Here is a 13,384-nt window from a genome sequence, read left to right as displayed (position 1 = left end):
GGGAGGCTCCAGGGAATCAAGCGGTGAGGCGCTGCTCGGTTTGGGCGTCGAAGAGGTGGAGCGAGTCCAGCTCCACCGCGACGGGAATCGTCGAACCGGTATCGGGGGTGTTCTGCGGGGGCATGCGGAAGACGAGGCCGAACTCGCCCAGGCTGGCGTGGACGATGAGCTCGTTGCCCAGGGGCTCGACGATCTCCACCTTGGCGTCCAGCTTCGCGGACTCGCCGCGGACGGCCTGGCCCGGCTGCACGATGTGGTCGGGGCGGATGCCCACCTTCACCTTGCGGCCGCCCTTGCCCGCAGTCACCGCGCGCATGCTCTGGGGCACCGGCAGGGTGAAGCCGTGGCCCACCAGGGTGGTGCCGTCGGAGTCCAGGGTGGCCTCGAGGAAGTTCATGGGCGGGCTGCCGATGAACTGGGCCACGAAGATGTTGGCGGGCTTCTCGTACACCTCCAGCGGCGTGCCGAGCTGCTGCAGCTTGCCCTCCTTGAGCACCGCGATGCGGTGGCCCATCGTCATCGCCTCGATCTGATCGTGCGTCACGTAGACGCTCGTCACCTGGAGGCGCTGCTGGAGCTTCTTGATCTCCGCGCGCATGGCCACGCGCAGCTTGGCGTCCAGGTTGGACAGCGGCTCGTCGAAGAGGAAGACGGCCGGCTTGCGCACGATGGCGCGGCCCAGGGCCACGCGCTGGCGCTGGCCGCCCGACAGCTGCTTGGGCTTGCGGTCCAGCAGGTGGGTGATGCCCAGGATGTCCGCCGCCTCGTTCACCAGCTTGTCCATCTCCGGCTTGGGCGTCTTGCGGATCTTCAGGCCGAACTCGAGGTTCTCCCGCACGGACATGTGCGGATAGAGGGCGTAGTTCTGGAAGACCATGGCCACGTCCCGCTCCTTGGGCGGCAGCTCGTTGACCACCCGGCCGCCGATGGAGACGGAGCCTCCGCTGATCTCCTCCAGGCCCGCGATCATCCGGAGCGCGGTGGACTTGCCGCAGCCGGACGGCCCCACCAGCACGAGGAACTCATGGTCCCGGATGTCGAGGTTGAGTCCCTCGATGATCGAGACCGCGCCGTACCGCTTCGCCACGTCCTTGAACGTTACTTCGGCCATTCGGCCCTCGACCCCTTGAGTCAGGGTGTTGGAGTTGTTTGTTTCCCAGGCCTCTTCAGCCCGGTCTTCCAAGAATGCGCGCTGCGAGCGGCTCGACGGTGAGCTCCAGCGAGGAGCCCTCCAGCCGGCCACCGTTCAACAAATCCTCCGCCGCCGTTGCTCCCCAGGGAGCAGGCCACGGAAGAGAGACCTTCGCGGGCTGCTGCCCACGATTGATCGCCACCAGCACCGCGTCGCCGGACTCCGCGTCATGGCGCAGGTACACGTACAGATCGCCGTCGGTGGAAATCCCCTGGTGCGTGCCGCGCGAGAGCGCCGGGTGCGCGCGGCGGATGGAGATGAGCTTCTGGTAGAGCTTGCGCAGCTCCTCGTCGCGGGGCTTGCCAGCACCGGGCTTCACGGCACGCGAGCCCCAGGGCATGTCGCCGCGGTTGGCGGGCCAGTCTCCGCCCGGGCGGGCGACCTCCTCGCCGTAATAGATGGTGGGCAGGCCGGAGATGGTGAGCTGGAGCACCGCCGCCAGGCGGAAGCGCTTCACGTCGCCCTCGAGCTGGTGGAGCGCCCCCGGCACGTCGTGCGAGGACAGGAAGTGCGACAGCAGGTAGCCCTGGCGCACCTTGTGGCGAGACCGCAGGTACTTGTCGAAGGCGATCACCCGGCCGCGCCCCTGCACGAAGGAGATGGCGCTGCCCTGGAAGCCGAAGTCGAAGCCGGCGTCCATCTCGTCCCCGGAGAACCACGGGTCGAGCGACTCGGCGTCTCCGCCCCACACCTCGCCCAGCAGGAAGAAGTCCTTGCGGACCTCCTCGCGGGTGCGGCGACGGTGCTCCTTCCAGAAGGGGTGATCCACGTGCTTCACGGTGTCCAGCCGGAAGCCGTCCACGCCGGAGCGCTTCGCCCAGTCGAGCTGCGCGTCCAGCAGGTACTTCGCCACCTCGGGCTGCTCCGTCTTGAAGTCCGGCAGGCCGGAGACGCACTGCGTGAGGTCGTCCTCGCCGCAGGTGCCGCGATCCTCCACGCGCACCCAGCTCTTCGTCTCGGGGTGGGTGAGGTAGCGCGAGTTGTAGCCGGGGTGGTTGTAGACGACGTCCAGCAGCACGCGGATGCCACGCTTGTGGGCCTCGTCCACCAGGGCGCGCAGGTCCTCCTCGGAGCCGAAGCGCGGATCCAGCTTGTGGAAGTCATCCGCCCAGTAGCCGTGGTAGCCCCAGTCCGGGAAGCCCGCGCCGGTGACGAAGCCGTCGATGTTCTTCACCACCGGGGTGATCCACAGCGCGGTGATGCCCAGCGAGCTGAGCTCGTCCAGCTGCTGGCGCAGGCCCTTCAGGTCTCCACCGTGGAAGGCGCCCTGGGCGGCCACATCCACCGCGGCGTTGTTCGCCGTGTCCCCATCCGCGAAGCGATCCACGACGACGAAGTAGAGGATCTCGTCAGCCCAGTGGCGCGGCGGCGCCTGGGGCGCGGGCTTCGCGGCCTCGGCGGCGGGAGGACCCGCTGGGGCGGGAGCCGACTCGGAGGGCGCGGAGGTGTGCGCGCAACTTGCCAGGTGCAGTGCGACCAGCAGCGTCAACGCTGCATGACGCACTCGCTCGGTGGCCAGTCGGCGGGGCTGGGAGGCCTGCATGGGCGGGCGACTTTTCCACAGAACGCCCTGGAGGTGAACTATCGATCTCGCGGGCTTGGGGACCTCCCCAGTCGGATCGGCCCGCGAGATTTCATGATGCGCCGCGTTGTCGCTGCCCGAGTGAAATGACGGGCACGCGGAGTCTGACGCGGCGCGTAGCCGCGTGAAAGCGCATGCAGCTCGTGCGTGGCGCGTCCCCTACCTTACGGGTCGCGGCGGTAGGGCGTGGGCTCCTCCGGCCACGCGTTCGGCTCGCACTGGCTTACGGCGCGCTCGATGACGACCTCTTGAGCGATGCGCTCCTTTTCGTTGTAGTCGAACGAGGTGCGCACCTGGGCCCCGGGCGCCAGGTACTCGCGGGCGATGATGTCTCCCTCCAGGTTGCGGTAGATGGTTTTCTCATCGACGCGCATCGCTCGCTCGAAGCCCTCGTCGTCGCGGATGATGAGGGTATCCCGGTAGTCGGCGACCACGGTGCCCGGGATGAGCGGCCCGCCCTCCCCTCGCGCGATGTCCGGGTTCTGGGCGATACGCGTGGGCGAGGCCACCTGGGACGAGAAGCCCGCCACGCTCGTGTCCGTGCTGCACCCGGCCAGCAGGCCCGCCACCGCCGCCGCCACACCGATGATCAGTCGCTTCATGGTTGCTCACCCCCGTTCGGCGGAACGCTCCGCCCATCCACGGGCAGGGTGGCGATGCAACGCGGCACCACGCAACCCTGGCTCGGACCGGAGGCGCCCGGCGCGGAGGGCATGGGCCCGGCCCGCCCCCCGAGGAGCAGGCAGGCGAAAGAGGGATTTCGCGCGGCTGGTGGACTTCACGGGGCGGGTGCTCGGAGGGGGAGAGACACGACGGGAGGAGACCTGGACGCCTGCTCCATCCACCCTGCTAGGCTGCGCCAGCCGTGATGCCGTGCGACGGAGCCGGGCTCCATGCCTTTTCGTCGCGAGCGATGGGCACCACCGCTATCGCTGAGAGCCGTTTCAACCCCCGGAGGTGTGTCCTGAGAGTCCCAGTCCGTTTCTCATTACCGGTGCGTCCGCTCGCGCTCAGCGCGCTGCTGGGTACCGTCGCCGTCCCGGTGGCCGCCATCGCGGCGCCCACCAGCGTGACGCTCGTGGGTGACTTCCAGAGCGAGCTCGGCTGCGCGAGCGACAATGAGCCCACGTGCGCCGCCACCCAGCTCACGCTCGATGCGAGCGATGGCGTGTGGCAGAAGAGCTTCGAGCTCCCCGCGGGCACCTGGCACTACAAGGTGGCCCTCGACGGCGCGCTGACGGAGACGTACCCCGCGACGGAGCTCACCGTGACGCGGGCCGCCGCCGGGGCGGTGAAGTTCTACTACGACCCCGTCAGCCATTATGTCCGCGACGACGTGGCGCGGATCATGGTCGCCCCGGGCAGCTTCCAGAGCGAGATCGGCTGTCCCGGCGACTGGCAGCCGGACTGCCTCAAGTCCTGGCTCCAGGATCCGGACGGTGACGGCATCTTCACCTTCCGGACCACGGCCATCCCGGCGGGCTCGTACGAGGCGAAGGTCGCCATCAACGAGAAGTGGGACGAGAACTACGGGGACAACGGCAACAACGTGGGGTTCACCGTCCCGAACGCGGGCGAGGAGATGGTGTTCACCTTCAACGCCACGACCAAGAAGGTGACCATCAAGTCCGCCAACGCGTCGGATGGCGACATCCTCATGGCCGCGGCGCACTGGCTGACGCCGGACACGCTGGCGTGGAGCCCGGATCTCAGCAACATCCCCTCGGGCACCATCCCCGAGGGCTCCACCTTCCGGCTGCACTACGATTTGGACGGGACGATGCAGCTGACCGCTTCTGGCATCCAGGGCGGCACGGTGGTCACGCTCGCCCAGGAGCCCGCCGGCTTGAGCCAGGCGCTCCAGGATCGCTTCCCGCACCTCAAGAGCGCCGTGGCCCTGAAGCTCCCCGAGTCGGAGCTGGGCAAGGTGGCGCAGATCCTCCGTGGGCAGATCGCCGTCTCGCTCACGGCTCCCGCGGGCAAGGTGCTGGACGCCACGTCCGTGCAGCTGCCGGGCGTGCTGGACGCGCTCTACACGTACACGGGCCCGTTGGGCGCCACCTTCGAGGACGGCGTGCCCACGCTCCGTGTCTGGGCGCCCACGGCGCGCAAGGTGCGGCTGCTGCTCTTCGACGACGCGACCGCGGCCGACCCATCCCAGACCGTCACGATGGAGGCGGGCGAGAAGGGCGTGTGGTCCGCCACGGGCGAGGCCTCGTGGAAGAACAAGTTCTACCTCTATGAGGTGGAGGTCTACGTCCGCAAGGAGCAGGCGGTGAGGACCAACCGCGTCACGGATCCGTACTCGGTGAGCCTGTCCACCAACAGCAAGCGCAGCCAGCTGGTGGACCTGAGCGACGGGTCGCTCCTACCAGAGGACTGGGACGAGCTCGAGAAGCCGGCGCTTCAGGCCCCCGAGGACATCGTCCTCTACGAGCTGCACGTGCGCGACTTCAGCATCAATGACGCCTCCGTTCCGGAGAACCAGCGGGGCACCTTCAAGGCCTTCGCCCTGGAGTCCAACGGTACGAAGCATCTGGAGCGGCTGGCCAAGGCGGGCGTGACGCACGTCCACCTGCTGCCCGTGTTCGACATCGCCACCGTCAACGAGAACCGGGCCGAGCAGCAGCAGCCGGCCGGGGACCTGGTGTCGCTGCCGCCGGACTCCGCTCAGCAGTGGAACGCGGTGAACGCGGTGCGGGAGACGGACGGCTTCAACTGGGGCTATGACCCGTACCACTACACCGTGCCCGAGGGCAGCTACGCCACGGATCCGAACGGCACTCCCCGCATCGTGGAGTTCCGCGAGATGGTGCAGGCGCTCAACCAGCGCGGCCTGCGCGTGGTGATGGACGTGGTCTACAACCACACGAACTCCTCGGGGCAGGACGAGAAGTCGGTGCTGGATCGGATCGTCCCCGGCTACTACCACCGGCTCGGGCGCACCGGGAACGTGGAGACCTCCACGTGCTGCCAGAACACCGCCACCGAGAACGCGATGATGGAGAAGCTGATGGTGGACTCCATCGTCACCTGGGCCAAGGCGTACAAGGTGGATGGCTTCCGCTTCGACCTGATGGGCCACCACATGAAGGCCAACATGCTCAAGGTGCGCGCGGCGCTCGATGCGCTCACCGTGGCGAAGGACGGGGTGGACGGCAAGGCCATCTACGTCTACGGCGAGGGCTGGGACTTCGGCGAGGTGCAGGGCAACGCCCGGGGTGACAACGCCACGCAGCTCAACATGGCGGGCACGGGCATCGGTACCTTCAGCGACCGGCTCCGCGACGCGGCGCGCGGCGGCAACCCCTTCCCAGACTCGCAGGCGCAGCTGCGCGAGCAGGGCTTCATCAACGGCCTGTTCTACGATCCGAACGAGAACCCCACGGACACGCTCGAGAAGCAGCGCGAGCTGCTGCTGGGGCACATGGACCGCATCCGCGTGGGCCTGGCCGGCAACCTCCGGGACTACTCCTTCACGAGCGCGGAGGGGAAGTCGGTGACGGGCTCGGAGATCAAGTACGGTGGGGCTCCGGCGGGCTACACGCTGGATCCGCAGGAGGTCATCACCTACGTCTCGGCCCACGACAACGAGACGCTGTTCGACGCGGTGCAGATGAAGGCGCCGCGCGGCGCGAACATGGACACCCGGGTGCGGATGCACAACCTGGGCATGAACCTGGTGGCGCTGGGCCAGGGCATCCCGTTCTACCACGCGGGTGACGAGCTGCTGCGCTCCAAGTCGATGGACCGCAACAGCTACGACTCGGGAGACTGGTTCAACCGGGTGGACTGGACTTACCAGTCGGCCAACTGGGGCGTGGGACTGCCGCCCTCCGGCGACAACAAAGGCCAGTGGACCATCCTGAAGGAGCTGCTCGCGGACCCGGCGCTCAAGCCGACGCCGGCCCACATCCAGCGCTCGCTCGAGAACTTCGAGGAGATGATGCGCATCCGCAAGAGCACGGCCCTCTTCCGGCTCCGGACGGCGGCGGAGGTGCAGCAGCGCGTGCACTTCCTGAACACCGGCCCGACCCAGACCCCCGGCCTCATCGTGATGCACATCGCGGGAGACCGGTACAGCGCCGAGGGCGCGTACCGGGACGCGGTGGTCATCTTCAACGCGAGCGATGAGGAGCAGCGCTTCGTCGCGGACACCTTCAAGGACGTGGAGTTGGAGCTCCACCCGGTGCTGAAGGAGTCCACGGATCCCATCGTCCGGACCTCGGCGTTCGCCGCGGGCACGGGCACGTTCACCGTGCCGGCGCGCACCACGGCGGTGTTCATGGGCAAGGCGCCCGTGACGGGCCCGGGGGAGAAGCCGGATGACTCCGGCGACAGCTGCGGGGTGACCGGCACGGGCAGCGCGGCGTTCAGCGCGGTGGCCCTGTTGCTGGTGCTCGGCGCGCTGCGGCGTCCGCGCCGCCGCGAGCAGTAGTCTCCGGCTCTGGCGCCCTGCCTCCTCGAGGGGGCAGGGCGCTGGACGTCTGGCCCCCCGCCGGCGCTTCTCCGTCCAGCGGGAGACAGCCGCCCGGGCCGCGGGTGGTCCGTCATCCAGGAGCGACTGGTCTCCAAGACTTCAGGGACGTTGCCCGCTGGCGGATGTGCCCGCACCTTGTGAATGGCCGTAGGGGCGGGAGGGGCGCGACATGTCCAGCGAGAGCGGAGGGCGTGCTCGCATCGCGGGCTTTGCCAGGCCGGGTTTCGAGGCGGTGCGGGAGGCCTTCATCGAGAACTTCGAGCGCCGCAAGGAGCTCGGAGCCGCCTGCTGTGTCTACTACCGCGGGGAGAAGGTCGTCGACCTCTGGGGTGGCATCCGGAACGCGGCCACCGGGGAGCCCTGGGAAGAAGACACGATGGTCATCGTCTACTCCGCGACCAAGGGCATGGCCGGGCTGGCCATGGCGCTGGCCCACTCGCGGGGCTTGTTCGACTACGACGAGCGAGTGAGCACCTACTGGCCGGAGTTCGCCCAGCAGGGGAAGGAGAAGATCACCATCCGCCAGCTGCTCGCGCACCAGGCCGGGTTGTTTGCCTTGGATGTGCGTCCGGACATCGGCCTCGTCGAGGATCCCGACCGACTGGCGGTGGTCCTCGCCAGGCAGAAGCCCGCCTGGGCGCCGGGGATGCGGCAGGCCTACCACGGCATCACGCTCGGCTTCTATGAGAGCGAGCTCCTGCGCCGGGTGGATCCGAAGCACCGGACGCTGGGAAGGTTCTTCCAGGAGGAGCTGGCGGATCGGCTGGGGCTCGACTTCTACATCCGACTGCCTGACACCATCCCGGACTCACGGCTGGCGAAGATCCAGAGGGGCAACATGGCCGGCGCGTTCTTCGGGCTGCCCCTGCCCATGTTGCTCGCGGTGATGAATCCGCGCTCACGCTTCCGCCGGTGCCTGTGGGGGTCGGAGCTGCCGGAGAAGAGCGAGCACATCTATCGTCGGAACTTCGAGGTGCCCGCGGGAGGAGGCGTTGGAACGGCGCGGGCCATGGCTCACGTGTATGGCGTGGTCGCGACGGGCGGCAAGGAGCTCGGGCTACGCGAGGACACCTTGAGGCAGCTCATGGCGCCACCCCTCCCGCCGGTGCGAGGCTTCCGGGATGCATGCATGAAAGTGGAGATCCCGTTCTCGCTCGGGTTCCTGAAGCCGGGCCGGAAGAATCCCTTCGGGCATCCGAGCGCATTCGGTGGTCCGGGCTCGGGAGGCTCCATGGGCTTCGTCGACCCCGAAGCGCGGCTCGGCTACGCCTACTTCCCCAACCGGATGGGAACCCACCTGGCCGACCCCAGGGAGATGGCGCTGCGGGCCGCGGTGTACCGGTCGATTGGAGAGACAGACCCGGCGCTGGTGCGAGGCGGCTCCCGGCGGCGAGGAAGGATCCAGGTTCTGAGGCCCAGGCCCGTGTGACACACCTCGAACCTTCAGGGACGCCCCTTGACGGAGACTGGTGCTTCCTGCCACGTCTCCGCCGAAGAGCTCCCTCATGCCCCGCTTTCTCCTCCTGCCCGTCCTCTTCCTCCTGACTTCCCCTTCCGCCCATGCCGCCACCTCACCGGAGGCGGAGCGCTGGTGGAGCCATGTCCGGTTCCTCGCCAGTGATGCGCTGGAGGGACGTGACACGGGCAGCGAGGGCCACCGCAAGGCCGCCGCGTATGTCGCGGAGCAGCTCGCGGCCCTCGGGGTGAAGCCGGGGGCTGGCGACACGTATCTCCAGGAGGTGGAGCTGACCTCGCGACGGGTGGTGGAGGAGCGCTCGCGGCTGGCGCTGGTGAGGAACGGCAAGGAGCTGCCGCTGGTGCTGGGCCGAGATGCCATCATCTCTCCACGGCAGGGAGAGCCGGGCCCGGTGGATGCGGCCCTGGTGTTCGTGGGCTACGGCCTGTCCATCCCCGAGGCTGGACATGACGACTTCTCCGGTGTGGATCTCCAGGGCAAGGTGGCGGTCATGCTCCACGGGGGCCCGTCGCGCATCTCGGGGGCTCTCCGCGCCCACCACTCCTCCCTCGCCGAGCGCACACAGGCGCTGCGGATGGCGGGCGCGGTCGGCCTGGTGATTCTCCAGAACCCCAAGCAGCTGGAAATGCCCTGGTCGCGCGTCGCCGCGTCGCGCCACCAGCCCGCGATGCAGTTCGCGGAGGCTTCCCTCAACGAGGAGGAGGGGCTGAAGCTGCGGGTCTCCTTCAACCCCGAGCACTCACAGAAGCTCTTCGCTGGCGCTCCGCACGGCTTCCAGGAGCTCGTCGCGCTCGCGGACAAGGACCAGCCGCTGCCGAGGTTCGAGCTGCCCGTGCGCCTCAAGGGCCGGGTGGACTTCGCCAGCGCGCCGGTGAAGTCCGTCAACGTGCTAGGGGTGTTGCCCGGAAGCGACCCCTCGCTGGCGAAGGAGCACGTGGTGCTGACCGCGCACCTGGACCACGTGGGCGTGGGCGAGCCCGTGAAGGGGGACCGCATCTACAATGGCGCCATGGACAACGCCACGGGCGTCGCCGCGGTGCTGGAGATGGCGCGGGCGCTCCAGGCGGCGAGGCCGAAGCGCTCCGTGCTCTTCGCGCTGGTGACGGGCGAGGAGAGAGGCCTGCTGGGCTCCCGGTACTTCGCCGCCCACCCCACCGTCCCCGCCGAGAGCATGGTGGCCAACTTCAACCTGGACACGTTCCTGCCGCTCACCGACTTCATCCGCATCGTGGCCTACGGCCGGGAGGAGTCCTCGCTCGCCGCGCCGCTCCAGCAGCTCGCCGAGGCCCATGGCGTGACGGTGGTGCCCGATCCCGATCCGAACCAGATGTTGTTCATCCGCAGCGACCAGTACTCCTTCATCCGCCTGGGTGTGCCCGCCCTGAGCTTCAAGTTCGGCTACACCCGGGGCTCTCCGGAAGAGGCGCTATTCAAGAAGTGGCGCTACGAGCGCTACCACGCGCCGTCGGACGACGCGGCCCAGCCCATGAACAAGGAGGGCGCGGCGAAGTTCATCCGCGCTCTCGCCGAGCTCACCCGCGCCGTGGCGGATGCGCCCGAGCGACCGCGCTGGAATGGAGATAGCTTCTTCCGCCGCTTCACACGCGACGCCGCCCCCTGAGGCTCCAGGGCGCCACGCTGGCGCATCAGCGAGCTGGACTCTCGCGAGTGCACCGCGTAACTGGAGCAGCTGCGGAACAGCACTGCCAGGAGCACGTCATGCGCGAGGATGGGAAGATCGACTATGTGGAGTGGCCCGCTGCGGACCTGCCGAGGACCAAGCGGTTCTATGCCGAGGCCTTCGGCTGGCGCTTCACCGACTACGGGCCGGACTACGCCGCCTTCAACGAGGGGCTGGACGGAGGGATACACAGCGGCGCTGACTCCACGGGGGCCAAGGTCCCCATGGTAATCCTCTATGCCCGCGACCTGGAGGCCATGGAGGCCAAGGTCCGCGCCGCCGGTGGCGTCATCACCCACCCGATCTTCAGCTTCCCGGGTGGTCGCCGCTTCCACTTCCGCGATCCAGGCGGTGCGGAGCTGGCGGTCTGGAGCGAGAAGTGAGCGTTGGTACGCAGTTTCTCAGGGGGGGACAACATGAAGCTCTGGAAGATCGTGTGGATGCTCGTCATGACGAGCCTGATGGCGGGGTGTCCCTCGGAGCGCGAAGACGACTCGTGCTCGAGGGATGCGGACTGTGGACTCACGGAGCGGTGCGAGCATCCGACGGGACAGTGCGTCCCCAAGGAGGGCCGGAACCTGCAGTGCACGACCGTCGCGGACTGTCTGGCGTCGGAGCTCTGTCACCCCACGGCGAAGGTCTGTGTGCGGACGTGCACGACGGGCTCTGACTGCCCGGACACCGCGAAGTCCTGCGGGGCGTTGAGCGCGACGGACAGCTCCCGGGTGTGTCAGTGCTCCACGGACGCGTCGTGCAACTCCGATCGTCTGGACGCCAGCCTGGTGTGCTCGAACCTGGACAGGGCGTGCACGCCGAAGTGCACCACGGATGCGAGCTGTGGCTCGGGGCGCACGTGTGACACGGCGACGGGCCAGTGCAAGGCCAAGGTGGACCGGAACCTGCTGTGCACGAGCTCCGCGAACTGTCTCGGCTCGGAGCTCTGTCACCCCACGGCGAAGGTCTGCGTCCAGGCCTGCGTGGACAGCGCGGACTGTCCGGACTCCGCGAAGAACTGCGCGGCGCTGAGCGCCTCCGACGGTCGGAAGGTGTGTCAGTGCTTCACGGACACGCTGTGTAACCAGGACCGGGTCTCCGCCAACCTGGTGTGCTCGGAGCTGGACCGGGTGTGCGCGCCGAAGTGCACGTCCAACACGGACTGTGGCACGGGCCGTACGTGCGACACGGCGACGGGCCAGTGCCAGCAGGAGCTCAGCAGCCTGAGGTGCCTGGACGACATGGACTGCCTGGCGGGGGAGCTCTGCCATCCGGAGGCCAAGGTCTGCGTCGTCAACTGTGCGAGCAGCGTGGACTGCCCGCATTCGGCGAAGACCTGTGTACCCATCAGCGGCTTCGACACGCGGACTGTGTGCAAGTGCTCCACGAACGAGCTGTGCAACATCGATGGGGGCACCACGGCGCTGGTGTGCTCGGATTTGGACTCCGTGTGCACGCCGAAGTGCACGAGGGATTCGGACTGTAGCGCGGGGCGGACCTGCGATACGGCGACCGGACAGTGCAAGGGCAGTGGGGGCAATACCGGCACGCCCTGCACAGGAGAGGGCCAGTCGACCTGCAACTACGGCACGCACTCCTGCAGTTCGAGCCAGTGCACGCTGCTCCCAGCGCCGACCTGCCCCAACTACGTGAACTTCCCGAACAAGAACCAGCTCGGCACCACGGGCATCATCCTCTATGACGCCCGCAAGGTGAGCTTCACGACGGACACGGTCGCCTGCGGGACGACGAACCCCGTGCGTGCGAGGATTGCCCTCTCCGCGTACTCCAACAGGCCCTTCCCGCCGACCCGCTCGGAGTTGAGCGGGTTCTTCGCGGTGAGGGTCGATGGCTCGAGCGTGAACGGAATCGATCTGGTGTTCCAGGGAAGCGACTACGTCGTGTCGGGAGCCAACCGGGAGCGCGCGGACATCACCGTGAGCTTCTGCGTCAGCGAGGCGTCCGTCTCCCTCTCGACGGCCTTCTACTTCACGAACGGCAACTTCCTCTGCTACCAGGCTACCCGGTGAGCAGCCTCGGAGGGGACCCTGTCTCGACAGGGCCCCTTCGGAACGGGGTATCGTGGCTGGCGGAAGGTGCGCCCCATGGAACTCCCCCTCGTGAAGGTGCTGTGCATCACCCTGGTGGTATCGGGGCTGGTGAAGCTCGTGGCGTTGGGGGCAGGGTGGGGGCTGGTCCGCCTCAAGGTGGCGGAGCGCTGGCGGGTGTACCGGCGGGAGCTGGCTCCCGGGCAGCTCCGCAGCGAGGCGTGGGCGGCCGTCGGGGTGGTGCTCTGCGACGCGCTGCTGGTGGGGCTGTTCCGGTACTTCGTGGGCCATCGCATGGCGCCCTTCAGCGTGCCGGTGGCGCTGCTGTCCTATGCGTGGATGTTCGTGGGCTTCGAGGTGTGGTTCTACGTGACGCACCGGCTGCTGCACACGCGGGCGCTCTACCGCTTCCACGCGCAGCACCACGTGGCGCAGGTGACGGATCCGCTCACCTCGCTGTCCTTCTCGCTGGTGGAGCGCCTGGTGCTGATGGGAGGCGGGTTTGGCCTGGTGCTCCTGGCCATGGAGGTGATGCCCATCGCGCAGGCGGGCGTCATGGCCTACATCCTGACCAACTACTTCCTGAACGTCATCGGGCACGGCAACACCGAGTGGCTGCCCCGGCGCTTCGTGTCCTCGTGGCTGGGGCGCCTGTTCTTCACGCCCACGTTCCACGCGCTGCACCATGCCCGCTACCAGGGGCACTACGGGCTGTTCACCGTCGTGCTGGACGGCTGGTTCGGCACGGCCTTCGAGGACTACCCGCGGGTGCACGCCCGGGCGCGCGAGGGCCAGGGGCTGGTGCGCATCGGCGAGCGCCTGTCCGCGGCAGAGGTGCCGGAGCCGCTCCCCGCCACGACGGGCGCCGGAGTCGGCGGGGCCAGCTGAGCAGGGGCTCCGCGGCGAGGCCGAGGTGGTGGAAACGGCACC

At 68.4% G+C, this 13,384-nt stretch carries 9 protein-coding genes; 6 read left to right on the top strand and 3 right to left on the bottom strand.

Translation table 11 applies throughout. The annotated features are described in order from the left end of the window. Positions 1 to 16: 16 nt before the first annotated feature. From KY572_RS20750 to KY572_RS20740, 3 genes are all read right to left on the bottom strand, one after another. Complete coding sequence (locus tag KY572_RS20750; RefSeq protein WP_224244635.1) at positions 17 to 1,111, bottom strand: ABC transporter ATP-binding protein; 1,095 nt, start codon at positions 1,109 to 1,111, stop codon at positions 17 to 19. A 55-nt stretch (positions 1,112 to 1,166) separates the two neighbouring features. Next, entirely contained in the window at positions 1,167 to 2,735 is a 1,569-nt protein-coding gene (locus KY572_RS20745; RefSeq protein WP_224244634.1) for an alpha-amylase family glycosyl hydrolase, read from the bottom strand. 203 nt (positions 2,736 to 2,938) lie between these two features. Beyond that, positions 2,939 to 3,376, bottom strand: coding sequence for a hypothetical protein (locus KY572_RS20740; RefSeq protein ID WP_224244633.1), 438 nt, complete (start codon positions 3,374 to 3,376; stop codon positions 2,939 to 2,941). Positions 3,377 to 3,768: 392 nt separating this feature from the next. Between KY572_RS20740 and pulA the strand changes: the two genes are divergently transcribed. From pulA to KY572_RS20710, 6 genes are all read left to right on the top strand, one after another. Beyond that, a complete protein-coding gene (gene pulA, locus KY572_RS20735) occupies positions 3,769 to 7,212 on the top strand; it encodes a pullulanase-type alpha-1,6-glucosidase (RefSeq protein ID WP_224244632.1) in 3,444 nt (1,147 codons plus the stop codon). 211 nt (positions 7,213 to 7,423) lie between these two features. Then, positions 7,424 to 8,683, top strand: coding sequence for a serine hydrolase domain-containing protein (locus KY572_RS20730; protein ID WP_224244631.1), 1,260 nt, complete (start codon positions 7,424 to 7,426; stop codon positions 8,681 to 8,683). A gap of 76 nt (positions 8,684 to 8,759) precedes the next feature. Beyond that, positions 8,760 to 10,352, top strand: coding sequence for a M28 family metallopeptidase (locus KY572_RS20725; protein ID WP_224244630.1), 1,593 nt, complete (start codon positions 8,760 to 8,762; stop codon positions 10,350 to 10,352). 98 nt (positions 10,353 to 10,450) lie between these two features. Beyond that, positions 10,451 to 10,795, top strand: a complete 345-nt coding sequence (locus KY572_RS20720) for a VOC family protein (protein ID WP_224244629.1) — start codon at positions 10,451 to 10,453, stop codon at positions 10,793 to 10,795. Between the two features lie 33 nt (positions 10,796 to 10,828). Continuing rightward, complete coding sequence (locus KY572_RS20715; protein ID WP_224244628.1) at positions 10,829 to 12,436, top strand: hypothetical protein; 1,608 nt, start codon at positions 10,829 to 10,831, stop codon at positions 12,434 to 12,436. 75 nt (positions 12,437 to 12,511) lie between these two features. Next, on the top strand, positions 12,512 to 13,342 hold the full coding sequence (locus tag KY572_RS20710) for a sterol desaturase family protein (protein ID WP_224244627.1): 831 nt from the start codon (positions 12,512 to 12,514) through the stop codon (positions 13,340 to 13,342). Positions 13,343 to 13,384 lie beyond the last annotated feature (42 nt).

The sequence above is a fragment of the Hyalangium gracile genome (genome assembly GCF_020103725.1).
GTDB classification, from domain to species: domain Bacteria; phylum Myxococcota; class Myxococcia; order Myxococcales; family Myxococcaceae; genus Hyalangium; species Hyalangium gracile.
This window is presented reverse-complemented; position numbering and strand designations above follow the sequence as displayed.

What these genes read in the sequence shown, in the direction of transcription:
- KY572_RS20750 (WP_224244635.1), bottom strand. Translation starts at nt 1,111, where the DNA reads ATGGCCGAAGTAACGTTCAAGGACGTGGCGAAGCGGTACGGCGCGGTC.
- KY572_RS20745 (WP_224244634.1), bottom strand. Translation starts at nt 2,735, where the DNA reads ATGCAGGCCTCCCAGCCCCGCCGACTGGCCACCGAGCGAGTGCGTCAT.
- KY572_RS20740 (WP_224244633.1), bottom strand. Translation starts at nt 3,376, where the DNA reads ATGAAGCGACTGATCATCGGTGTGGCGGCGGCGGTGGCGGGCCTGCTG.
- KY572_RS20730 (WP_224244631.1), top strand. Translation starts at nt 7,424, where the DNA reads ATGTCCAGCGAGAGCGGAGGGCGTGCTCGCATCGCGGGCTTTGCCAGG.
- KY572_RS20725 (WP_224244630.1), top strand. Translation starts at nt 8,760, where the DNA reads ATGCCCCGCTTTCTCCTCCTGCCCGTCCTCTTCCTCCTGACTTCCCCT.
- KY572_RS20720 (WP_224244629.1), top strand. Translation starts at nt 10,451, where the DNA reads ATGCGCGAGGATGGGAAGATCGACTATGTGGAGTGGCCCGCTGCGGAC.
- KY572_RS20715 (WP_224244628.1), top strand. Translation starts at nt 10,829, where the DNA reads ATGAAGCTCTGGAAGATCGTGTGGATGCTCGTCATGACGAGCCTGATG.
- KY572_RS20710 (WP_224244627.1), top strand. Translation starts at nt 12,512, where the DNA reads ATGGAACTCCCCCTCGTGAAGGTGCTGTGCATCACCCTGGTGGTATCG.